Source organism: Moorena sp. SIO4A5 (assembly GCF_010672005.1).
In the GTDB taxonomy this organism is placed as follows: Bacteria; Cyanobacteriota; Cyanobacteriia; order Cyanobacteriales; family Coleofasciculaceae; genus Moorena.
The window spans coordinates 45,029-67,202 of record NZ_JAAHHZ010000006.1; the positions used below are offsets into that span (position 1 = coordinate 45,029).

At 44.0% G+C, this 22,174-nt stretch carries 22 protein-coding genes; 13 read left to right on the forward strand and 9 right to left on the reverse strand.

Features of this window, described 5'->3' with window-relative positions; genetic code table 11:
- The first annotated feature begins 15 nt into the window (after positions 1-15).
- The 3 genes from F6K57_RS05020 (at position 16) to F6K57_RS05030 (ending at position 4,830) form a co-directional block, all read left to right on the forward strand.
- Positions 16-3,804, forward strand: a complete 3,789-nt coding sequence (locus tag F6K57_RS05020) for a caspase family protein (protein WP_293065390.1) — start codon at positions 16-18, stop codon at positions 3,802-3,804.
- 344 nt (positions 3,805-4,148) lie between these two features.
- Positions 4,149-4,634: a PIN domain-containing protein gene (locus F6K57_RS05025; protein WP_293065393.1), complete on the forward strand. Its 486-nt coding sequence runs from the start codon at positions 4,149-4,151 to the stop codon at positions 4,632-4,634.
- Positions 4,621-4,830, forward strand: a complete 210-nt coding sequence (locus tag F6K57_RS05030; protein WP_293065396.1) for a hypothetical protein — start codon at positions 4,621-4,623, stop codon at positions 4,828-4,830. The genes F6K57_RS05025 and F6K57_RS05030 overlap by 14 nt, the downstream gene beginning before the upstream one ends.
- A gap of 86 nt (positions 4,831-4,916) precedes the next feature.
- Here the strand turns inward: F6K57_RS05030 and F6K57_RS41860 are convergent, their stop codons facing one another.
- A complete protein-coding gene (locus tag F6K57_RS41860) occupies positions 4,917-5,054 on the reverse strand; it encodes a DUF4351 domain-containing protein (protein ID WP_364301365.1) in 138 nt (45 codons plus the stop codon).
- Positions 5,014-5,541, reverse strand: a complete 528-nt coding sequence (locus tag F6K57_RS05035) for a hypothetical protein (RefSeq protein WP_293065399.1) — start codon at positions 5,539-5,541, stop codon at positions 5,014-5,016. Before F6K57_RS05035 ends, F6K57_RS41860 begins: the two co-directional genes overlap by 41 nt.
- Before the next feature lie 15 nt (positions 5,542-5,556).
- Between F6K57_RS05035 and F6K57_RS05040 the strand changes: the two genes are divergently transcribed.
- Both F6K57_RS05040 and F6K57_RS05045 read left to right on the forward strand, forming a co-directional pair.
- Positions 5,557-5,814, forward strand: a complete 258-nt coding sequence (locus F6K57_RS05040) for a DUF2887 domain-containing protein (RefSeq protein ID WP_293065402.1) — start codon at positions 5,557-5,559, stop codon at positions 5,812-5,814.
- A complete protein-coding gene (locus F6K57_RS05045; protein ID WP_293065405.1) occupies positions 5,768-6,310 on the forward strand; it encodes a DUF4351 domain-containing protein in 543 nt (180 codons plus the stop codon). Before F6K57_RS05040 ends, F6K57_RS05045 begins: the two co-directional genes overlap by 47 nt.
- Positions 6,311-6,628: 318 nt before the next feature.
- Here the strand turns inward: F6K57_RS05045 and tsf are convergent, their stop codons facing one another.
- The 3 genes from tsf to alr all read right to left on the reverse strand — a co-directional run bounded on the left by tsf (position 6,629) and on the right by alr (position 9,927).
- Positions 6,629-7,285 carry a translation elongation factor Ts gene (gene tsf, locus F6K57_RS05050; RefSeq protein WP_008189236.1) on the reverse strand — a complete coding sequence of 219 codons (657 nt, stop codon included), beginning with the start codon at positions 7,283-7,285 and terminating at the stop codon, positions 6,629-6,631.
- Between the two features lie 158 nt (positions 7,286-7,443).
- Positions 7,444-8,274 (reverse strand): 30S ribosomal protein S2, encoded by an 831-nt coding sequence (gene rpsB / locus F6K57_RS05055; RefSeq protein WP_293018820.1) that lies wholly within the window; start codon positions 8,272-8,274, stop codon positions 7,444-7,446.
- A gap of 426 nt (positions 8,275-8,700) precedes the next feature.
- Entirely contained in the window at positions 8,701-9,927 is a 1,227-nt protein-coding gene (alr, locus tag F6K57_RS05060; RefSeq protein ID WP_293065411.1) for an alanine racemase, read from the reverse strand.
- A 295-nt stretch (positions 9,928-10,222) separates the two neighbouring features.
- Between alr and F6K57_RS05065 the strand changes: the two genes are divergently transcribed.
- The 5 genes from F6K57_RS05065 (at position 10,223) to F6K57_RS05085 (ending at position 14,461) form a co-directional block, all read left to right on the forward strand.
- Positions 10,223-10,735 carry an inorganic diphosphatase gene (locus F6K57_RS05065; protein WP_293065414.1) on the forward strand — a complete coding sequence of 171 codons (513 nt, stop codon included), beginning with the start codon at positions 10,223-10,225 and terminating at the stop codon, positions 10,733-10,735.
- A 228-nt stretch (positions 10,736-10,963) separates the two neighbouring features.
- On the forward strand, positions 10,964-11,233 hold the full coding sequence (locus F6K57_RS05070; RefSeq protein ID WP_293065417.1) for a hypothetical protein: 270 nt from the start codon (positions 10,964-10,966) through the stop codon (positions 11,231-11,233).
- A gap of 884 nt (positions 11,234-12,117) precedes the next feature.
- The gene (locus F6K57_RS05075; protein WP_293065420.1) at positions 12,118-12,945 is read left to right on the forward strand and encodes an MBL fold metallo-hydrolase; all 828 of its coding nucleotides are present in this window, start codon (positions 12,118-12,120) and stop codon (positions 12,943-12,945) included.
- Between the two features lie 890 nt (positions 12,946-13,835).
- The gene (locus tag F6K57_RS05080; protein WP_293018810.1) at positions 13,836-13,982 is read left to right on the forward strand and encodes a hypothetical protein; all 147 of its coding nucleotides are present in this window, start codon (positions 13,836-13,838) and stop codon (positions 13,980-13,982) included.
- A gap of 230 nt (positions 13,983-14,212) precedes the next feature.
- Entirely contained in the window at positions 14,213-14,461 is a 249-nt protein-coding gene (locus tag F6K57_RS05085) for a hypothetical protein (RefSeq protein ID WP_293065423.1), read from the forward strand.
- Between the two features lie 202 nt (positions 14,462-14,663).
- On the opposite strand, the gene F6K57_RS05090 is transcribed toward F6K57_RS05085, so the two are convergent.
- Positions 14,664-15,707 (reverse strand): hemolysin family protein, encoded by a 1,044-nt coding sequence (locus tag F6K57_RS05090; RefSeq protein ID WP_293065426.1) that lies wholly within the window; start codon positions 15,705-15,707, stop codon positions 14,664-14,666.
- Between the two features lie 96 nt (positions 15,708-15,803).
- Positions 15,804-16,400, reverse strand: coding sequence for a glyoxalase-like domain protein (locus F6K57_RS05095; protein WP_293018807.1), 597 nt, complete (start codon positions 16,398-16,400; stop codon positions 15,804-15,806).
- 345 nt (positions 16,401-16,745) lie between these two features.
- On the opposite strand from F6K57_RS05095, the gene F6K57_RS05100 reads away from it, so the two are divergent.
- A complete protein-coding gene (locus tag F6K57_RS05100) occupies positions 16,746-17,411 on the forward strand; it encodes a sigma-70 family RNA polymerase sigma factor (protein ID WP_293018805.1) in 666 nt (221 codons plus the stop codon).
- A gap of 87 nt (positions 17,412-17,498) precedes the next feature.
- On the forward strand, positions 17,499-18,554 hold the full coding sequence (locus tag F6K57_RS05105; RefSeq protein ID WP_293018804.1) for a tetratricopeptide repeat protein: 1,056 nt from the start codon (positions 17,499-17,501) through the stop codon (positions 18,552-18,554).
- Here F6K57_RS05105 and F6K57_RS05110 read toward each other — a convergent pair.
- Positions 18,551-19,069: a 2TM domain-containing protein gene (locus F6K57_RS05110; RefSeq protein ID WP_293065431.1), complete on the reverse strand. Its 519-nt coding sequence runs from the start codon at positions 19,067-19,069 to the stop codon at positions 18,551-18,553. The genes F6K57_RS05105 and F6K57_RS05110 overlap by 4 nt on opposite strands.
- Positions 19,070-19,518: 449 nt before the next feature.
- Here F6K57_RS05110 and F6K57_RS05115 point away from each other — a divergent pair, with 449 nt between their 5' ends.
- Positions 19,519-20,646 (forward strand): site-2 protease family protein, encoded by a 1,128-nt coding sequence (locus tag F6K57_RS05115; protein WP_293065434.1) that lies wholly within the window; start codon positions 19,519-19,521, stop codon positions 20,644-20,646.
- 79 nt (positions 20,647-20,725) lie between these two features.
- Here the strand turns inward: F6K57_RS05115 and F6K57_RS05120 are convergent, their stop codons facing one another.
- On the reverse strand, positions 20,726-22,150 hold the full coding sequence (locus F6K57_RS05120; protein WP_293065437.1) for a URC4/urg3 family protein: 1,425 nt from the start codon (positions 22,148-22,150) through the stop codon (positions 20,726-20,728).
- Positions 22,151-22,174 lie beyond the last annotated feature (24 nt).

The following is a 22,174-nucleotide window of genomic DNA, read 5'->3' on the forward strand; positions in this document are numbered from 1 at the left end:
TTAGAATAAAACGCCATGTTCTCCCGCAATCTCGCCTTTATCATCGGCATTAACAACTACCAAAACGGCATTTCCCCCCTGAACACCGCCGTAAACGATGCCAAAAAACTAATAGAAATTCTGCGCGAGAAGCATGGTTATCAAGTCTGGGTATGCTTAGACGAAGTAGCCACCCTCTCTAACTTCAACAAATTTTTAGACCAAACCCTACCCGAACAAGTCACTGAAAATGACCGCTTATTATTTTACTTCGCTGGTCATGGAGTTGCCCTCAATGGGGATGATGGCCCGGCGGGTTACTTAATTCCTCAAGATGCCAAACTCGGGGATACTAATAGTTATCTGCCCATGACCAAGTTACACGATGCTTTAATTAAATTACCTTGTCGTCATTTCTTGGGTATCCTCGACTGCTGTTTTGCTGGCGCTTTTAAATGGTCAAGTACCAGGGATTTATTAACATCACCAGAAGTAATTCACCAAGAACGATACGACCGTTTTATTACTGACCCGGCATGGCAAATCATTACGTCCTCAGCTTCTGACCAAAAGGCTTTAGATAACTTTAATTTAGAACGGGTACGCGGTCAAGTCGGTAATCATTCCCCTTTTGCTAATGCATTATTAGAAGCTCTCGAAGGGGCAGCAGATATCTATCCTCCTGCTACGAATGGTAAACCGGCGGTCGATGGGGTAATTACAGCCACAAAATTATATTTATATTTACGGGATCGAGTCGAAATACCCACAGAAAAATTCCGGATACGACAAACGCCCGGTATTTGGTGTTTAAATAAGCACGATAAGGGAGAATATATCTTTCTGTCTCCAGGACATGAACTTAACTTACCGCCCGCACCACCATTGGATGAGTCAAAAAATCCCTATCGCGGTTTAAACTCCTTTGACGAGAAACACAGTTCACTGTTTTTCGGTAGAACATTACTAGTAGAAAAGTTAGAAGATTTTGTCAAAGCTAATCCCCTGACAGTAGTGTTGGGTGCTTCCGGTTCCGGTAAATCTAGCTTGGTGAAGGCAGGATTAATTCCCAAACTACGGCAAGATCAAGAGAAATGGTGTATTTTGCCACCCATCCGTCCTGGTGAGACGCCCTTGGAAGTATTAAATAATGTGCTATGTAATGCTAAGTTACCAGAGGTAGCAGCCCAAACCCCACAGCATAACCTGGCAATGAGCATTGATGTTTGGGCGAAGAATAACCCCAACTCTAAGTTATTACTGTTTATTGACCAAAGCGAAGAAATTATTACACTCTGTCAAAACTTAGATGAGCGTAAAGAGTTTTTCCAACAGATACTCACAGCCATAAATGCCCATGGGGATAAATTACGGGTAGTAATATCCCTACGGTCTGACTTTGAACCCCAAGTCAGGGATGCTGGCTTAAGGTTTGTCCCCACAGACTATAACGTCGGAAACACTGTGCTTAAACAGGGTTGGCACAGCAGACGATTTATTGTACCGGCGATGACGCGAGCTGAACTCAAGGAAGCAATCGAGAAACCCGCAGAAGCACGGGTAATGTATTTTCAGACCCACGAACTTGTAGAACAATTGATTGATGAAGTGGCAGATATGCCCGGAGCATTGCCCCTGCTGTCTTTTGCCTTGAGCGAACTTTATCTCAAGTATTTAAGGCGACAACGGCAGGCACAATACAGGGGTATTACTATTGACCGGGCATTGACTCAAGCCGATTATAGTGAATTGGGGGGAGTAATGCGATCGCTAACTCAAAGGGCTGATGAGGAATATCAGGCGCTAGTTAATGAAAATCCAGCTTATGACCAAGTAATCCGTCATGTCATGCTGCGGATGGTGGCACTAGGTGGGGGTGAATTAGCCCGTAGGCGCGTACCTTTATCAGAATTAGAATATCCGGGAGAGAAAAATGGTTTAGTTAAAGAAGTAATTGAGCGCTTTACCAACGCACGGTTATTGGTGAAAGGAGAAGATACTGATGGTGATCTTTATGTAGAACCAGCCCATGACGCTTTGGTGCGGGGTTGGCAAAGGTTGCTGGAGTGGAAACAAAAGGATGAGGAAAATTTACTTCTACAACGGCGCTTGACGACCGCAGCCGAGGAGTGGGAAAGCCAGCAGACGGCAAGGTTTCTTTGGCATACTAACCCACGTCTGGATTTGTTGAAAAAGGTACTCAATTCTGATAATAACTGGCTTAACCAAGTAGAAGCTGAGTTTGTGCGGTGTAGCGTCCGACGAAAAAGCTTCAATACTAATCGTAATTCGGGTGTTGCGATCGCAGTTATAGTAGGGTTAATTACAGGTTTATTCTCCTTAATTGGTCAAAGAAACGCCCTATTCGGTCAAATTAAGGCCGATCGGCAAGCCGCTGAAGCCAAATTTGGATTCTATCCAGATTTAGAAGCTTTGCTTGCCAGTTTACGGGCAGCAAAATCTATTCAAGATTGGCCGGGATACTTATCCTTATTCAAGCCAGACCCTAAGCTAAAAATACAAGTTACAAAAACACTGCACAAGGTGGCTTATGGAGTAAGAGAACGGAATCGCCTGGAAAAACATCAAGGCACAGTCATCGGTCTTGGTATTAGCCCCGATGACAGCAGAATCGCTAGCGTTGATAACACGGGAATCATCTGCTTGTGGGACAGGTCAGGCAAACTTCTAAATGATGATTGTTTCCAAGGGCCTGAAGGCTGGGTTGAAAGTGCCAGTTTTAACCCTGATGTCAGTTCACTGGCTACCATTAACACCAGTATAGATTCTTCTGGAGCTCTTGGTAGGATTTATACCTTGGCTTTATGGAACTTAGAAACTCAAGAGCAGGTTGAGGTAAATCTTGGGTCTAAATTTCGCGGTTGGGATGTCGTCTTTAGCCAAGATGGCGAGCAACTTGCTACTCGCGGTAGCAGGAATGATACTCGTTTTTTTAGGTACTGGGACTTATCAGGTCAAGAAATATCCGAAAACCAATTTAAAGGAGAACCGCAATTCTCGATGGTAGATAAAATTTATAGCAGTGATGGTAAGATCGCCACTTTTCCAGAACATAAAAGGTTTCCTTCTTATTATAAAAACACATTAGTTTTAGATAACCCGTCTGAGCCTTCTGATATTACAATCGAAACAAATCACACTTGGATAGAAAGAGCAGTTTTCAGCCTTGATGGTCAGCAGTTAATTACCGCAGGTAGAGATGGCATCATCCGTATTTGGGACTTTAAATCTAATCAAGTTTCTGATTCGAGTCATAATTTTAAAGTTGATACTTCTAAATTATCCTGGTCAAGTGATGAAGTTAGCAAAGACCCCATAGACACTAGTTTATTCTCGGAATGTCACTCTGCTGGTATAATCGATGAGGTGATTTTTAGTCCTGATAACAAGTTAAGGGCTACCGCCGCCAGAGACGGCACCGTCTGTTTGTGGAACCTAGATGGCAAAGAGTTAGCCCAATTCAAAGGATCTGCAAATGGGGCAATGGAGGTAAGTTTTAGTCCTGATGGCAAATTACTTGCAACTGCTGGACTAGATGGTATCACTAAGTTATGGGATCTAGAGACCAAGGAGCAGGTGGCAGAATTCAACGCAGAGTCTCGAGGTCAGGTCTTCGATCTCAATTTTAGCCCGGATGGTAAGCAACTGGCTATGGTTGCCAACGATCAAATAGTGAGGTTGTGGCAAATTGAATCCTTCGATCAACTCATGGTGCGGGGTTGCAATTGGGTGCGTGACTATTTGGAGAATAACCCCAATGTCGAGGAAAGCGATCGCCATCTTTGCGACAATGTTAACAAGTAGTTACCTTCATGTAAAAGTTTTGGTAGCCACGATTGTGTTTTTGGCAATTGGCTCATCTTTCTAATTGTATAAGAATTTGCGTTCGCGTAGCGTGACCAAAGGTCAATCGCTTTTAGCGTGGCCTACGGCCAATCGGGCAGCGGCTCCAAAGAAGCATCACTTCTTTCAACTTTGAAGCGAATCACTCGACATCGATGAAATGGGGATCGAATGCTAAACTTAAGCTATTGATTACAATTCCCTTCTTGATGCAGTCGCTCATGGGGGAAACCCCCGCGTGAAGGCGCTGCCTTCCCAAGACCGCGCTGCATCGCTTCGAGGTATGATTAAACCAAGGGGTAGTAATGGCTGAATCTTACTTAATTTATCTTGATGTTTGTTGCTTAAATCGTCCTTTTGATGATTGGCGACAAGATAGAATTCGATTAGAAGGACAAACAATCCTAGATATTTTTCAGCGGTTTTATTCAGAAGAATGGAAGCTGGTAAGTAGTGAAGCTATAGAAGCAGAATTAAACCGAATGGTTAATCTTGACAAACTAGACAGGATTAGAAAATTATTACGGGTTGCTGAAAATACAATAATTTTAACCGATGAAATAGATAAACGTTCTCAAGAAATAGAAAAGTTAGGATTTGGTTTGTATGATTCTTTTCATATTGCTTGCGCTGAAACTGCTAAGGTAGATGTATTATTGACAACGGATGATAGATTGCTCAAGAAAGCAATTAAGTATAGCCATCTCTTAAAAGTAAAATTAGATAATCCTGTCACTTGGTTAATGAACACTTTTGTATTAAAAGGAAATAACAACAATGACACCAATTGAATTAAGACAAAAAGGCTATTATGCCTTAGTTAAGGAATTAGGGCAAGTTGATACAATTCGTTTTTTACAAGATGTAGGATGGGGTTTTGGTGATTATACTCAAGAACGTCAACAGTCTCTAAAAAATGTGACAAGATCTGATTTTTGGCAAGATATTCAAGAAATTAGAGCAAAACAAGACCTTGAAAATCAATGATTCTGTTGCAGCTAGCGAACGCGCCCCGCGTGACCTACGGTCAATCGCGTAGCGTGGCCTACGGCCAATCACACCGAAAGCATTACCTAGGAGTTCGATTTGCTATCAGCAACAGATAGTGAACGCATCCATTCATCCAAATCCTCGGGTTTCGTAAAGTCCAACAACGCCTCCCCCAAAGCTTCAAGCTGAGGGAGGGATAAGGCTTGAACCTGCACTCGCATGTCTGGGGACACTTCTAGAAATGCGACGCAATAGTTGGCGGAGGATGAGAGATTGTTTCCCTTCGTGACGGCCTTCATCCTTAATGTCTTGATAAATTACAGACTGCTGCATGATATCTGTGCGTAAAATCTGGTTAATGAAGTCCCTCTTTAAGAATAGCCCTGCTAGAATCCCAGCGCACGCAGCCACATTGCTCTGTATCCTAATTTCTGGAATCGTCTCAACTCTTGCAGCCACCTGACGTAAGGTTTGAGCAGCATCGGGGGTTTGTGTCAGTACAGCCAAGGGCAATAACCCCGTCGATTCCAGAAACAGCTGAGTTGGTTGTTCCCATAGCCGAATGACCTCGAATTCGTGACGAGTACCAGGAATCTCAAACGCTGTCTGATAAACAAGTTCAGAAGTTGAACGGGTCAAGTAAATGACCACTTGGCGCATCTGCTTATTGGGAAAACGGCGGAAAACTCTCAGGCGGTAATCTGCCATTCAGCAAGCCCATAGTTGAGTCAGGTTGAGTCTGAAACTCGACGTGAAGCACGAAATCATCAGAATTCAGCAAAATCAAGGCATCCGCTCGAAGATGAAGACTTGTACTACCGCTTGATGCAAGAAGTGTTTGTCTACTTGGGACAAAATCGCTGGCGACATGGTTGGCAAGCGGTAGTATTTTGGGCTAAGCGCAGCTTGGATACAGGGATTCCGAGATGTTACGATGGCGAAGTCCAAACAGGATATCTGCGCTCACAAAACCCTCGATGAAACTCCAGACACCTCAGACTCAATCGGATTGGGACTGATACGCCTGGTAGTGGAACCAGAGACCAATGTCCAACACAGAGTACAGCAACTAGAAAGATGTGCGAGGGCTCTACCAGTAGCACAGCAGAGAAATGCGATAGAATTAGTAGAACAAGCCTTAGTGTATAAATTTCCTGAACGTCCTTGGAGGGAATTGGAAGCGATGTTTGGACTTACTGAATGGAAACAGACCAGATTTTATCGGGAAGTTAAGGCTGAAGGTCACCAAGAAGGTCATCAAGAAGGTCATCAAGAAGGTCATCAAGAAGGTCGCATCACTGAGGCACAGATTTTGGTCATGCGTCTGCTGAAAAAACGATTCCCAGAAATGACCGAGGAAATAAACAACTTAGTTCAAGGTTTGTCTTTGTCAAATTTGGAAGGGTTAACAGATATTATTTTTGAGTTAAAAAGTTGGGAAGATTTCTTGAGTTGGTTGTCACGGGTAGACCAATAATGCTCACATGGAGTTGATACCACTCATACTCTAGAAATGCTGTGAAAAAAACTCCCAACTTTACAATGCCTTGAACACTTGGTGAGGTCAAGTCTGCCCTTGGAGCCATCAGGGCCATCTGACGACTTGCCTGTGAAAGCGTTGTGATTGGTTCCATACGGGGGCATTGAACCCCCGGGTGGAACCGCGCATTCCTCTCACACCAAATCAAAGATTATGGTGTGAGGCTCCTGCTAAACTAGCTGATCTTCCCTATCTCCGAAATAAGTGAAGCGTGTTGATCAAGCTCAAGGGTGAAGCTCAAAGGTAAGCTTCGGTTTAAGAACCCATTTGGGCAGCAACTTCTTCAGCAAAGTTGCTTTCTTCCTTTTCTATACCTTCACCCAAGACATAGCGAGTGAAGCGACGCACTTGGATGTTTTCACCCAACTGGGCAACACATTGCTTGACTAATTCTTCCACTGTGATGCTTTGATCACGAATGTAAGGTTGATCCATCAACGAGAGTTCTTTAAGGCGTTTTTCAATCCTACCCTGAACAATTTTCTCTTTGATGTTTTCTGGCTTTTTGCCTAGGTCATCCCTACCCATTTCAATGTCTTTTTCTTTTTGAACAATCTCTTGAGGGATGTCATCGACCTTCACGTATTCAACGTTAGGGCAAGCTGCTACTTGCATGGCGACGTTCTTGACTAGGGCTTGGAACTCGTCGCGGCGGGCAACAAAATCGGTCTCGCAGTTAATTTCTACGAGTACACCGACTCGACCACCAGTGTGGATGTAGCTGCCGATAATTCCTTCTGCTGCCACACGACCGGATTTTTTCTCAGCTGAGGTAATGCCTTTTTTCCGCAGCCATTCCATAGCTTTGGTCATGTCTCCGTCGCTTTCTACGAGAGCTTTTTTGCAATCCATCATGCCAGCGCCGGTTTTTTCCCGTAGCTCTTTGACAAGTTTTGCTGTAATTTCCGCCATGTTGTTTTTGTTCCTACTGTTAGTGAAACTGATTACACCGTGATATCTTCCCACACTACTCGATCCGTGAGTATGGGCTTACCAGCCCACGCTGAAAGCTAGTTGATTTTTATCAAAGGGTAAATTCAGCGTGGGGCTTCAAGTTCGAAGATAACTAACTATTCTTCCTCAGTCTCCTGGTTATCTCCTTGATCTACGGATTCAATTTGCTCACTTTGTTCAGTCTCTTGAATTTCTTCCTCGTCTGGAAACTCCTCTAATCCCTCTTCAAATTCTTCGTATTCGTATTCCTCTGCGGTGTCTAGCTCACCATGACGGCCTTCGTAAATGGCATCAGCCAGTTTACCTATGATTAGCTTAATCGACCGGATCGCATCGTCATTAGCTGGAATCGGAATATCGGCTAAATCAGGGTCGCAGTTTGTATCTAATAGTGATACAATCGGTAGACTTAGCTTTTCACATTCCAAAATAGCGTTGTACTCACGCTTTTGGTCTATGATTATGACTATGTCGGGAACCTTACGCATCATTTTGATGCCACCTAGATACTTCTGAAGCTTGCCTAGTTCCCGACGCAGCATAGAGCCTTCTTTTTTTGGCAGTAAGTCAAGGGCACCACTGGTTTCCCGACGCTCTAAATCTTTCAGTCGCTCCACCCTGGTCTTAATTGTTTCCCAGTTGGTGAGCATACCACCTAGCCAGCGCTGGTTAACATAGTAGGCACCACAACGGCTTGCCTCTTGGGCAATAATTCCAGCAGCTTGGCGCTTAGTACCTACAAACAGAAATCTCTTGCCCTGTTCTGATGAGGTCCGGATATAGTGATAAGCATCCTCCATCAGCTGAGCTGTCTGTACCAAGTCAATGATGTGGACACCATTGCGAGCAGTGTAAATGTAAGGATCCATCTTGGGGTTCCATCGGCGAGTCTGGTGACCAAAGTGAACCCCTGACTCTAGCATTTCAGCTAAAGAAACTACAGGCATAATTTTTCAACTCCTAATTCGGGTTTAACCTCCATCCAGGTGGATTTCCCTTTAGAAACACCCGAAACCCTGGATGTGCGATGTTTATAAAACCCTTTTAGGGTAACACATTCTGAATCCCTAATGGCAAAGGGATTAGATGGATGAATTTTCTTACAAAAACATTAAAATTGTTAATTGGTAAGCTATCAGCTATCAGCTATCAGCTATCAGCTATCAGCTATCAGCTATCAGCTATCAGCTATCAGCTTACGCGCACGCTACACCGAACAGCGATCAGCCATTGGCCGTAGGCCAGGCTACTTGAGGTGCTTTTGAATAAAATAAGCACCTCAAGCAGCGTGAGCTTTAGCTCACGGCTGTTCCCTTAGCGTGGCCAACGGCTGACCGCTGACCGCTGACCGCTGACCGCTGACCGCTGACCGCTTACCCTACTACTACACGGGGTAGTCGGTGCTTAAAACCACAAATAATTTCCCAGGAAATGGTGCCTAAAGCCATAGCCCAGTCATCTGCTGAGATTTGCTCTTCCCCATCCTGTCCAATTAAGGTAACAATTTCCCCAACTTGTATATTAGGAATATCACTAACATCCAACATGAGCTGATCCATAGTAATTGCGCCAATCTGAGGAACTTGCTGCCCTCGGATGATGACATTGATGCGATTGGAGAGATTTCGGGGAACACCGTCAGCATAGCCAATACCGACTACGGCTAGACGCATCTGTCGATTTGAAATGAATTGATGGCCATAGCTGATACCAGTTCCAGGCGGAATAGTTTTAATTTGGGTGATCCGGGCTTTTACCTGCATCACTGGCTTGAGGTGAATAACATTTTGAAGATGCTCTGCTGGGTAGAGACCATAGACGGCTAATCCTACACGCACCCAATCGTAGTGCAATGCTGAGTCGGTTAAGGTAGCAGCGGAATTGGCCAAGTGTAATCGGGGTGGAGTTATGCCACCAGCCTTTAATTGTGCGATCGCGTTTTTAAACCTTTCATGCTGCTGTCTCATCACTGTGGGGTCAGGACTATCAGCAGTAGCTAGATGGGAATAGACACTAGCTATTTCCAAGTTAGGTAATTGTTGGACTAGGCGTACAAACTCGATAGCATCTTGCCAAGGCATTCCCAACCGGGACATTCCTGTATCTAGTTTCAGATGCACTGGCAGGGTTTGGTTTAGACCACTCAAGGTTTCCGAAAACACTAAAGCTTGTTGAGGATTACACAGAGTTGGTTCCAATTGCCAGTGAGCGATCGCTTTGACTTGTTCTGGGGTATTAGTCGCTCCCAACAAGAGTATAGTGGCCTTAATTCCCCCTTGCCTGAGTTGAATGCCCTCTGAGACAGTAGCAACACATAACCCCCCAGCACCAGCTTCTATAGCTGTGCGGGCAACGGTTAGAGCACCATGGCCATAGGCATCGGCTTTCACTACTGCCATTAGTTGGGTAGTATGGCGCAACAGCTGCTGTATTTGCCGTAAATTTTGATACAAAGCAACTTGATCAATTTCCGCCCAGGCTCTTTGGCGTAATCCAGGATAGAACGGGTCAGTTAGACAGTCAGTATTATCCCCTAGGATTTGTGTGACAGATTCGGACTGTAATGGTGTTATACCAATCCTCTGCTGAAGCTCTCCCATCGGAATTCACTCCTCAATTACTCACACATTACACACACATTACACACTATAGGCCGAATGGCGCTTTGAAAAGTTGCGGTGAGATGTCACAATGTTGCACGGGGCTAGTAGTTCAATATAGTTGGCATTGAACGGCACCCTGCTCAGGATAATCTGATCGGTTGGCTATTCTACCTACCTAAAAAATCCTGAACTATGGGATTTATTTAGGTAAGTATTACAGCAGCTATTAGGATTTCTTAAGCACTAAACATGAGATAACCCACATCTGCTGTTTTTTTGAAACATATACTTCATGGATTTATCAAAGATTCCTGCTCAACCTAAACCAGGTCTGATCAACGTTTTAATTGAAATTCCCGCAGGTAGTAAAAATAAGTATGAGTTTGACAAGGATCTAGAAGCCTTTGCCCTTGACCGGGTACTTTATGCATCGGTACAGTACCCCTATGACTACGGCTTTGTCCCTAACACTCTAGCAGATGATGGTGATCCTCTTGATGGTATGGTGATAATGGATCAACCTACCTTCCCTGGTTGTGTGATTACCGCTAGACCAATTGGGATGCTGGAAATGATCGATGGAGGTGATCGAGATGAAAAAATTCTGTGTGTTCCTGACAAGGATCCTCGCTACGCTGAAGTAAAAACTCTCGAAGATATAGCACCCCATCGCTTGGATGAGATTGCTGAATTTTTCAAGACATACAAAAATCTGGAAAAGAAAGTCACTGAAATTTTAGGATGGAAAGATCTTGATCACGTAATGCCTTTGGTGGAAAAGTCGATCAAAAACTATAAGCCGTAGGGACTGATCAAGTAGGGACTCATCTGAGCGATGAGTTCCACTATAATTAATTTTTTTTTCTTAGGCTAATGGTTGATGCTAGAAAGCTGGCAAAGCGATTAGCCATTCTCTGTTTTAAGGGCAAGCATAACGAAAAATACCCCAACCCTAATCAAGTAGGGTCAGGGAGTGATACCAACAGAAGGTGACATACTCCCACACTGACTCTTTGAGTTCAGTGTGGGCTTCTTGCCAACTCCACCCAACGGGAACGGATACAAGGCCTTTGGCCACGCGGGGCGCGTAAGGCCAAAGGCCACGCTACGCGAACGGCAAGCTTTATTAACGACACGGTCAGAAGTTACCGCAAGAATAGGGTTTGAAGTTACCGTAAGACAGGGTCGCCTTTATGGTCGGCAGGCTATGGGTAAAAGGGTTAAGGCTATTGTTATAAGGCGACCCTGTCTAAGGCGCGCGTCTCTGGCCTTTATGGTTAGTCGGTTATGGGTAAAGGGTTAAAACTTTATGATTAAGGCTGCCCTATTCTAAGGTTTCGTCTCCGGGATGCCCCGACCCGCCGGAACATACAATGAGTTTGAGTTTTTTCTTAGGCACGTAGGTGGCGGTTAGCTCTTCATTTGTCTTCCCTACTAGATTTAGTATACACGGTCTTCGATCCTGTCCGCAATTGATCTGACACTCATGGCGTAGCATTGAGATGTGAGATCAATTGCGGATGAAGCTAAAAGATATTACCTTTTTAGGTGAGGAGATAATCAGGTCAGGATGGGATGGGGTGAGCAGTTATACTTGGTATGGGCATACACTGAGCGTTTGGTTTAGCTGTCGAGGTTAAGCTATAAGTAAATGGGCTGACTTCCGATAGCTGAACGCGCACGCGTGCGCGTAGCGCATAAGCTGACCACTCAAAGGATAACTGATGCTTTACCAGTTCCCATTCTGATTGATTGATTGAATTAATTTGATGCGTTTGTGACATAGGTCACAAACTGTTTGTTCCTAAATCCGTTAAAATTAACCAACACTTAATATACAGTTAAGAGACAGCATAACTGTATTTTAACTTGTTTCGGGGGGCTGAACGGTTCCAAATTAGAGATATGACTAAATTACTGGGGCTGTTGTGGTTGCTTTACCCCATCTAATTACTCTTGATGTATGCAATTTGATGTATGCAATCCACCCACTTTAACAAAAATTAGTGGTTAACCACAGATGGTTACTTAATATTACCCGAGTATCCTCTAGTGGGAATCTACCAATGGGAATAATTCCTAACTTAGGCTCACTTAATTCATAGATTCAACATGCAAAATCTAGTAGCACCCACACTAGGCAACTATAAGGCTACACCCAGCCTAAACAATGGCACTGGAAGGGATATGAGCGTCCGATTTTGGGGCGTTAGGGGTCAAATTTCTGCTCCTGGGACAGATACCATTCGCTATGGTGGCAATACATCTTGTGTAGAGATGCGTGTTGGTAGAAAACGCTTAATTTTTGATGGTGGCAGTGGTTTACGGGTGCTGGGAAATCATTGGCTTAAGCAAATGCCCATAGAAGCTCACATTTTTTTTTCCCATAGCAATTGGGACAGCATTCAAGGGTTTCCCTTTTTTACTCCTGCGTTTATTCCTGGTAACTGTTTTCATATCTATGGAGCAGCAGCACCTGATGGGGCATCCATCGAACAGTGTCTAGGTCAGCAAATGATTGCTCCAAATTTTCCAGTGCCCCTTCAGGTCATGCAGTCAGATCTGAAATTTCACGGGCTGAGGTCAGGTCATACAGTAACCCTAGATGATGTAACAGTGGAGGCTGTCCTTCTTAATGACTCACATCAAGCAATGGGCTATCGGGTAAACTGGCAAGGATATGCTGTTGTGTACGCCACTACTCACTCCCATGGTTGGGGTGGCATTGATGAAAATCTACGATACCTATGCCGTCAGGCAGATTTGCTAATTTTGGATGCTCCCTTTCCCCTCACAGGAGATGATCTGCCTAATTATTCACCTTTGATTTGGCAAGATCAGCGTTGGCAAACTGGGATAGCAACGGCAAAGGTGGCAGGTGTTAAGCACATAGTTATGTCTCGTTATCATCCTGACTATAATGATGATTATCTCGACACACTAGAAAAGCAACTCCAGTCTTTCTATCCTAATCACTTACTGGCTCGCGAGGGGATGGTTTTGTCTGTGTGTTGAAGGGTAATGGTTATTAGGTATGACTATAGTGCTGGAATTTTAGCGGAATTTATGGAATTATATTGCTAACTATAAGGTTTTTGCCTTAACAGCTGTTGGGAAAACATGAGCAAATTGGTCCCAATAGAAGTAGATAGTGTTGATATTCCCCAGAGTGTGTTCGCGTAGCGGCTCAATGCTGAGCATCCCGTAGCGGCTCTTCGGTCAGCATCGGTTTATCCCACGGCGAAGCGCGATGAAGCGTTCGCGAAGCGTGGCCAAAGGCCTCAGCTTCCGCTAAAAGCGATTAGCCCGAAGGGCTACGCTACGCGAACGCACTCTGGGGAATGCTGTTGGTTATTACTTCCTTTCGGGGTACTGATACTGAACCGAATGGTTCACCCTGGTGGTTGTTGGTTACTGGAAATCCGTCTAGTTAAGTTTTCTATTAGATTAGCGAAATCGGTTAATATATATCGCTATAGTTTAGCAGTCATCCTGTAAGGTAAATGTTTTTCGCAATAGTTTTAAAGCATGGTGTTAAAGCATTAAAGATGTCAATTTCATCAGCTTCATCAGCTGGCTTGGGCTAAGTGATTGGGGAAAACGCTACCCCTGTCAGGCAATCCCTATGCCCAAAAAAAAAGAGAGCCACGTTTTTGACTCTCTCGATCATCAGGGTGCATCTACTAATTAAAATTTATCACAAATGGTGAGGGGTGTGACCCCTCATAGCAAATATCAGCCAAATGGCTGATACCAATGGACTAAATACCTGTGGGATATTACCTGTCCCATATTACCTGTCCCATATACAGTATCTTGCCCTTTTGGCTTATTTTTGGCTCAATTCCACCGGATCAGCCCAAAACTGGTGTCATAAGGGCCATTCGATCGGACAGAAATCCAGATTGCTAATAATTCAAGGTAATGTGGCATTTGTCAAGGGGATGGAGAGCAAATTGACAGGAGCGATCGCGCGGGTAGCAGAGATGATCTCAAGCTTGTGCCAGTGGGAAGATAACCAAAAACTGAGGTCGATAGTGATCGGTCAGTAGGGGCGCACAACCGTGGATCTTTATAGTGGATCTGTATAGTAGTAAGCAGCAGGAGACTCTGTTGACTCAACTGATACTCTAGAAAAGACTTGAAATCCTAGGTACTTGAGTTGTGGAATCGTTCATTCGCGAAGCGTGGCCCACGGCCAAGGTTTTGATAAAATTTCCTGAAACTTTAGATTTCCATCAGTAGTGGGTATTAGACTTAACTTAAGTTACACCCTTGTCTGATGAAATTTGCTACTATTGCCCAAGCTAAGAGAATCATAATCTTTATACTAACGTTTTGCTTAAGTGGGTGTTTTCCTCAACTTGATCAAATATTCAGAAATCCATCTTGTAGGAAAGCTGAGGAAGTTGTCAAAACAGCCCAAAATAAATTCAATAGTATAGTTTTTAATGTTACCCAAGAAAGTCCCGATAAAGAAAGCATTGAAAAGCTATACTCACAATTAAAAACTCTTGAAGAATCAGAATAACAAGCTTATAAAATATGTCAAAAAATATAGTTTGTTAATTTATATAGCTTGGTTGAAAGGGAACAGGGAACAGGGAACAGGGAACAGGGAACAGGGAACAATGAACAGTAAACAGGTAAAGGATAGCAGCGATTAATCGCTTTTTTTTCAATCCTATGTTTACATATAAAATCCCAATTATCTATTTATTATTGTCACGAAACTAATCCTGATCAAGACCATAAGATTTCAACATTTTTTCTCGCCGTTTACGAGCAATTGCTTGGAGATCAATGTTGCGATCGGTCTCATCAACAATTTCACCGGTTAGCACCTCCAGTACATCTTCCAGGGTGACTACACCAGAAACACCCCCATATTCATCCAGTACAACCATCAGATGTTCACGGGTTTGCTGAAAGGTTTTCAGTAGCTTATCAGCGCGAACAGTTTCAGGGACAAAGCGGACTTGACGAATCAGAGAAGCAAGGGGTTGGTTATGTTTGTCTTCAATGATTGCTGTGAGTAACTCATCTTTGAGAGCAATTCCAATTACTTGATCAATAGAGTCTTCAACCACAGGCATCCGGGTGTGAGGCGAAGCAATAATGCTTGGTTTAGCCTCAGCCAAAGTGGTATTACCATGCAAATAGGTGGTAATAATTCGCGGAGTCATTAAATCAGATGCAGTCAAATCATTTAACTGAAATACTCGTTGGATCATTTCTGCTTCATCATCTTCAATCACCCCTTCTTGATACCCAACCTTCGCTAAAAATCGGATTTCCGCCTCATTGGTGGTAGGAAGTTTTTGACCTTTAGTAAACGGAGCAGTAATTTTTTCCATCAACCACACCAGAGGCGTGAACACAACGGTTAAGAACCGAACTGGTAGAGCCACGAGTAGGGCGATGTTTTGGGAGTAGATCTGACCAAGGGTTTTCGGGACAATTTCCCCAAATACAATAATTAGAAAGGTAAATAGACCTGAAAAAACCCCCAACCAAGCCTCTCCTAAGACCCTAGCAGCAAGGGAACCAATTACGATGCTGCCAACAATGTTGAAGGTGTTGTTGAGAATAACAATGGTAGCTATGGGTCGGTTCATGTTTTTGCGAATCGCCAGTAGTGCTAACACTGCAGGCTGGTTTGACTGCGCTAACTGTCGGACTTTAACGATAGGCACTGAAAACAAAGCCGTTTCTGCCATAGCACAGATGGCTGAACCCAACAGAACAATCAGTACTGTGATAATTACTTCAAACATGGTAAATGTGATTAGGCATGAAACCAATGGCTGGTGCGCTACGCGCAATTGTTACCCGCCTAATCCCTGATTAACTCACCATTATTGATTTAACCGCTAATTAGAAACTTCTGCCAGTTCAATTACACGATCGTCGAGATCCTTGACCAAAAAGTTAAGGGGCTTGAGGGTGCGCACTTTGTATTTTAGGCGTCTCATCTGCACCAGCATCAAAACTTGATCCAAGCACTGATGATCAAAGCACACGTGACGTTGTTGGTTTTTATTGCCCAAGCTAGCTCCGGAAATCACGTGGAGCTGGGTATTCTTCTTTAACTGGTACCATAGCCCATCAGCACCACTGAACTGGGTAGCTTGGGTGGTTCCCAAATTGGTTGACATATATAGGGGGTCAATGCTGGTACTCCCCATGGTCTGCTCGTAATTATAGTAGTAATGTAGGGGGACTTCTGCTGCGGATAACTCTAGCAAGCCTTCATAAAACTGTCGCGCTATTGCCAAATCAGACACCATGATGGTGTGAACTTTTGGAGCGCTGGTCAAAAACATCCACATGGCAAAGGCATAGGCACCTAGGAGCATTACCATGATGCCTTGAGTGGAAAACAGGCTATCTAAAGGCAAAGAGGGTAAAAATGCGCCAAGAGGCAGGGGCGAAGTTAGCCGGGAAATAATATCAACTGATAGAATCATAAACTTAAACAGAGTTAGCAACTGAATAAATTAGTTTAAAGGTCCTTATGAACTTTTTCTCCAATCGTAGGTAATATTATTACCATCAGACATTAGCGTACGCTTTTTCTCAATTTTAGCTTCAACTGAAGGAGCATCGGAGCACCAAAGGTTGTAGACTTGGTATCGGCATCCATCTCCTTCATCTTGAGGTCTAGTGCAGACCTAGGATATTAGGTCCCGACATTGATCTACTCCAATGCCAGTTAACCATCGGCATTTCCCCTTTCTCAACATGAGGGGGTTGTGGTGAGATCAGGATGCATCTAGTCTAATTCTCCTAATTACAGCTTTTATTGAAAGATTGTGCAAATCCCCCATTTTCCTGAATCTAAGCATCCACTTATTAAATCACTGTTTCATCATAGTGATCAGGAATTGCTGACTTTGTTTCAGCGTCATCGGTCTGAAGGGAAGTACTTTACAGCAATTTTCTGTCGCTACAGTCCTATTGTCTATACATTAGTGCGGCACTCAGCGCGATCGCCTGTGCAGGCGGAATATCTATTTGCTCTGACTTGGCGTCACATCTATCACGAACTGGGTGGCATGGATTTGCGGGAGGATTATGGACTAGAGTCAACGTCCTTCCAAAACCAGATCATAAACCTAACGGCGGTTTGTATTAACCAGGCAGACTTGCCACCAGTGGAATCTATTCACTATAACCTTAAGGTAGCACCACCACCCTTGTGGTGTTATCTGGAGATGGCATTGGAACAGCTACCACCAGCGGTGCGGTTGATGGTAATCATGGCTGGGACCTTTCACTGGAGTGAAACGAGAATTGCGGCTTATCTGCAAGCGGAGGGAGAAATGATTACTCCAGCTCAAGTGAGAACCGAACTTCAAGAAGGCTATGAACTGTTGGAAGCTGCTTTACCCGATGATATTCGGGTGGTCTATCTGGGGGTCGAAGCCAAGAATCGAGAAGAATCTGATCTGTTTGCAGTACCGGTTTTGAGTGAATAAAGGGCGGTTAGTTTGCACCCTTGATCGGGGTACTTTGATCATAACTTCCATAATAGCAGAAATGTTGATCAAACGGAGTCTTTTGGTATGGCGAATCGTAGCAGGTTGCTGACTAGTCTTTCCGGAATAATAGCGCTAGCCTTTACCCCATTGGTAATGTTGGCTAGCCCGATGGCTTGGGGTCAGACTCGGAGCATCGACCAACAACTGGCAATCCCTTTAGACAATCTTCGTGACCGCAAAGCAAGAAATCGGGCAGATTTTTTCCTGGAGCAGTCAGAGCTGGCTAAACAGAGTGGTAACTTGAACGAAGCGATCGCGTATTTGTCCCAAGCGGGAGAAATTTATCAGCAAATTGGTGACTTTGAGGGATTGGGTAAAACTTACAATTCCCTAGGTCAGACTTACGCCAAGTTGGGACGCTATCAGGAGGCAGAGCGAGCCTTGCGCCGAGGCTTGGGTGCTGCCCGTTCTCAACAAAGTTTTCAGCCACAGATTTATAGTATAAATAATATTGGAATATTATTGCTGCAAACGAGAAACCTGAAAGCAGCCCAAGAAGCTTTTATGGAAGCACTGACCATTTCCCGTACTATTAAGGATGATGACGGTGAAGGGTTGAGTCTGAATAATCTAGGCTTAGTGGCAGCTCAAGGGGGAAATTATCCCGAGGCGATTAAGTGGTATGAAGCTGCCCTAGTTTTACGGCGTCGCTCTCGGGATAAGTTAGGTGAGACGAATATTCGGAATAATTTGGGAGATGCCTATCTCGCCGCTAGACGGGAAAAAGATGCTTTGTATTCTTACCGCATTGCCCAGATACTGGCTGAAAAAGTTGACAATGTTTTCAATCAGATTCGTGCTATTAAGGGTATAGCTTTAACCCATATCGCTACAGGTAAGAATCGGCAAGCGGTGAAAGCACTGAAGGAATATCTGGCTTTGGCACAAGAACAAAACAATCGCCGTGAAGAGCTAGTTGCTCTAAAGTTGTTTGCCCAGTTATATCAAGACACTGGTAATTTGTTGGAAGCTCGGAGTTTTTATGAAAAAGCGATCGCAGTGGCTCATGCTTTAGGAGATATTCAGGAAGAAACATTGTTGATCAGCGATTTAGCTGAAATTATTTATGTTAGGCATTAGTCCTTAGTCATTAGTCCTTGGTCTTGAATCCAGTTTTTGAGACTAGTATAAGTTGATTGGGCTATCTGTTTTACCTGGTTTTGAAGTTTCCATTTTTGGAAAGCTCTTTCATAGTCTTCGCCCTGTATTTGATAAGTATTCCACGCCCTGAGTGCTATCCACAAACCCCAGAACAATAAAATATATAAAGACCAAGACAGGTAACCAACGTTAATTAGATTGATCGCCACTAAAAAACTATTAACGATTACAAACTTTCCAAAACTTTTTTTAAATTGGCTACGTCGGTAACTATTGAATTCATTACGTTTTTGCTGTTCTTGTTGCTGGGCTAGCCATTCTCGTTCTGCTTCTAAGAGAGTGTGGATTGAAATCCCTAATTCAGCAGCAATTTCGACCAACTGTTCACGGGAAAATTCTTCAACCATTTCCTGACGTGCCAGGGCTAGATTGAGGATTTGCTGGATGTCTTGTTGGTTGTAAGAGTGGGTGATTTTGGTTTCAAAGACGGACATCGTTTAGTCAGTTTCACTAGTAGGAAGGGGGGTAGTGCTTAAAGAAGATGTTGCTCTAAACACGCTTGAGCGGTGCTTAATTTTATTATGCCGATGGAAACACAGAGGGGTCAAACCACCTGCATTCCTAAAACCGCACTAAGCGTGGACGGATTTTACGGCATTTGAGCAATCGGCAAATCTTTTACATTTCGTTACGATAGAACCATGAAAGACGAAACTACTATCGAGTTGCCTTAAGGTAGGTTAATTGTTCATTGCTCTTGGTTGATTGTTGATTGGCAAAAGCGATAAACCCTTTACTGCCAAGGATAACTGGCAATCGTATCATGATCTATTTTTCATGAACTATTTTTTATGAAATGTTAATCATGAACCATACCCTATCTACTACCTTAGAAGCCAACTTGGTATAAAAAAACGTCTTAGGAGAGTTTGAGGTAGTCTGCATGAACGGCAGTATTCGTGTTGGGAATTTATTTGGGATTCCCTTTTATGTGAATCCAAGCTGGTTTCTAGTCTTAGCTTTAGTCACCTTTGATTTCGGAGGTGACTTAGCAAATTTTTCAGGATTGAGCGGTGTTTTGCCATGGTTTTTAGGATTTGTGACTGCACTTTTGTTATTTGCCTCTGTGTTAGCTCATGAACTAGGACACAGCTTTGTGGCGATCCAGCAGGGAATTGAGGTTAAATCTATCACCCTCTTCCTATTTGGTGGTCTAGCTAGCCTGGAGAAAGAATCAAAAAGTCCACTAGAGGCGTTCTTAGTTGCGATTGCTGGTCCAGCTGTTAGTTTGCTACTATTTGCTCTACTATATGCCGTTCAGGCCAATGCCAATCTAGCTAGTTCATTAGCAGCAATTGTTGGACTCCTCGCCTCCATCAACTTGGCTTTAGCATTGTTCAACTTAATTCCTGGCTTACCACTAGATGGGGGTAACATCCTGAAGGCACTGGTTTGGCAAGTTACGGACAACCCACACAAAGGTGTGTTATTTGCTAGCCGTGTTGGTCAGTTCTTTGGTTGGGGAGGAATTATTTATGGAGTGCTTCCAATCCTACTGTATGGTAACTTTAATGGCATCTGGTTTGCCTTAATAGGTTTGTTCTTGCTGCAAAATGCTGGCATGTCTGCCCAATCTGCTATGGTTCAAGACCAGCTAGAGGGGTTGACAGCAGAAGATGCGGTCATTGCCAACAGCCCAATTGTATTGGCTGATTTGTCTCTAAGGGAGTTTGTCAACGAGTACATTATCGGTAAAAATCAGTGGCGCAAGTTTCTAGTAACCGATGAAGCCAGTCAACTGCTAGGAGTTGTGGTAGTGGATGATCTCAAAACTGTTCCTACCTCTAATTGGCCGGTGACTCCAGTAAGAGCACTGATGAAGTCTGTTAAGACTTTTAGAACTGTTCAATCGGATCATTCCCTGTTAGAGGTTGTCAAAATTCTGGAGAAAGAGCAGCTAGATCAGCTACCTGTGGTTAGTGACAAGGGTGTAGTTCTGGGAATTCTGGATACAGCTTCCATTCGCAGTATCCTCGAAGAACGAAAAAAGGCTATTGACGGTAAAAGGTAAAAGGTCATGGGTAATGGGTAACTCAACCAACTCGATCACCCAACTGGACTTGAGTACCCAAATTTTTGGTCAAATTTTTTCAAAAGACTGTGCCATCACTTTCTATCTGAATCGGGGAAGAGCCTCCTGGTCTCAATTGAGCAGCAATTCTACGTCCTGCTGTCCAAGTTCCTCCTTGTAAGACTTTTACTAGTGGCAATTCAGTAGCACTCAGGTTCAGTTGTTGACGAATAGTTGCTGCTATTTGATCTAGCAAACTAACGGTGAGTGCTCGCCACTCAATAATCACTTCGGAGCTGGGTAAGTGAGACTGTTGTAAAATAGCGCTATCCTTGACCTCTAGTAATCCTAGATCTAAACATAAGCCCCCATTGCGATATTCTGCTAAGCTGGTCAACTGATCAAGTTCAGTAATCTCTAAACCCAGTTCCTGCAATGGCTCTAATAGGGAGTAAGTTAACCACTGGGAGAGTTTGTGAAATGGTACATACTCGGAACCGTAGTTATCCCCTTTGAGAGCAGAATGTTGCCACACATCCCCTAAATTGACCCCCGCGATGGATTCTCGTTTTGGCCAAATATCCCCTAATCCTTCCAGGACGGTGCTGAATAGGTTAGTGGCACTCAGAAGGTTGGCCGGTTCACAGGTTGCAGGTTGTAGCTTGGCAGGTTGTAGGTTAGCTGGTTGACAAGTTGCAGGTTGCTCCTGGAGAGGTTGTAAATCTGTCAGTGGCTTGACCCAACTTTGGTTGTCTTGGCAACTTTCAGGGTTCAAGTTGCTAAGCTGCAATCCCTTGGTAACCTGCAACTTATCTAGCAAGTGGTCATTTACCAAGTAATTTACTAAGTTGCCAGGACGAGGATTGACTTTGCCAAACATATGTGGTAAGCCCACGAGGGCTTGACCTAAGCGCTGTAGTAAGGCTAGCCTACCGTCTATGCCTATGAGTGGATTGGTTTGACTGACCTGGAATCCCTGGGCTAAGTGGTGGGCGCTCAAGGATTGAAGTCCTTTGGCATCGACTTGCCAAGGTAGGTCTGGGTCGCTGGAGAAAGCTCCCTGACAGAACATGCGGAAACTAGCAACGGCTAATCCTTCGGAACGGCGAAACACTAGTCCGGTTTCTGCTTCATGATACTGCCAATTGCTGCCAGCCCCAGCATCGAGTAGGACACTAATGATGACTAAGTCGAATTTGGTTTGGGCTTTTTGGAGTGGAGTGAATCCTACTAATTTCTGGTCTAGTTCCCGAAGACGAGGGACATTCCCTACCTCAAAATGCCGCCAGCGACTATGAAATGGAATCTGGAAATCGGGGTAGTGCTGGTGCATAACCTCGATGACATAGTTAGCTACTTGCTCTAGCTTGGTTAAATTGCAGCGAAAGTACTGCAACTGGTCAGCAGTAGCTAAGGTGAAAATGCGATCGCATCTCTCCCGAATTGCCCATGGGCTTCTTAAGTAAGCGATTAACTGCTGTTGTGCATTATCCACAGGTGACATAGGTAACTCGGAATGAGGGAATAG

Excerpts from the sequence above, each read along its gene's own strand:
- F6K57_RS05020 (WP_293065390.1), top strand. The coding sequence starts at position 16 with ATGTTCTCCCGCAATCTCGCCTTTATCATCGGCATTAACAACTACCAA.
- F6K57_RS05025 (WP_293065393.1), top strand. The coding sequence starts at position 4,149 with ATGGCTGAATCTTACTTAATTTATCTTGATGTTTGTTGCTTAAATCGT.
- F6K57_RS05030 (WP_293065396.1), top strand. The coding sequence starts at position 4,621 with ATGACACCAATTGAATTAAGACAAAAAGGCTATTATGCCTTAGTTAAG.
- F6K57_RS41860 (WP_364301365.1), bottom strand. The coding sequence starts at position 5,054 with ATGCGAGTGCAGGTTCAAGCCTTATCCCTCCCTCAGCTTGAAGCTTTG.
- F6K57_RS05035 (WP_293065399.1), bottom strand. The coding sequence starts at position 5,541 with ATGGCAGATTACCGCCTGAGAGTTTTCCGCCGTTTTCCCAATAAGCAG.
- F6K57_RS05045 (WP_293065405.1), top strand. The coding sequence starts at position 5,768 with ATGGCGAAGTCCAAACAGGATATCTGCGCTCACAAAACCCTCGATGAA.
- tsf (WP_008189236.1), bottom strand. The coding sequence starts at position 7,285 with ATGGCGGAAATTACAGCAAAACTTGTCAAAGAGCTACGGGAAAAAACC.
- rpsB (WP_293018820.1), bottom strand. The coding sequence starts at position 8,274 with ATGCCTGTAGTTTCTTTAGCTGAAATGCTAGAGTCAGGGGTTCACTTT.
- alr (WP_293065411.1), bottom strand. The coding sequence starts at position 9,927 with ATGGGAGAGCTTCAGCAGAGGATTGGTATAACACCATTACAGTCCGAA.
- F6K57_RS05065 (WP_293065414.1), top strand. The coding sequence starts at position 10,223 with ATGGATTTATCAAAGATTCCTGCTCAACCTAAACCAGGTCTGATCAAC.
- F6K57_RS05075 (WP_293065420.1), top strand. The coding sequence starts at position 12,118 with ATGAGCGTCCGATTTTGGGGCGTTAGGGGTCAAATTTCTGCTCCTGGG.
- F6K57_RS05085 (WP_293065423.1), top strand. The coding sequence starts at position 14,213 with ATGAAATTTGCTACTATTGCCCAAGCTAAGAGAATCATAATCTTTATA.
- F6K57_RS05090 (WP_293065426.1), bottom strand. The coding sequence starts at position 15,707 with ATGTTTGAAGTAATTATCACAGTACTGATTGTTCTGTTGGGTTCAGCC.
- F6K57_RS05095 (WP_293018807.1), bottom strand. The coding sequence starts at position 16,400 with ATGATTCTATCAGTTGATATTATTTCCCGGCTAACTTCGCCCCTGCCT.
- F6K57_RS05105 (WP_293018804.1), top strand. The coding sequence starts at position 17,499 with ATGGCGAATCGTAGCAGGTTGCTGACTAGTCTTTCCGGAATAATAGCG.
- F6K57_RS05110 (WP_293065431.1), bottom strand. The coding sequence starts at position 19,069 with ATGTCCGTCTTTGAAACCAAAATCACCCACTCTTACAACCAACAAGAC.
- F6K57_RS05115 (WP_293065434.1), top strand. The coding sequence starts at position 19,519 with ATGAACGGCAGTATTCGTGTTGGGAATTTATTTGGGATTCCCTTTTAT.
- F6K57_RS05120 (WP_293065437.1), bottom strand. The coding sequence starts at position 22,150 with ATGTCACCTGTGGATAATGCACAACAGCAGTTAATCGCTTACTTAAGA.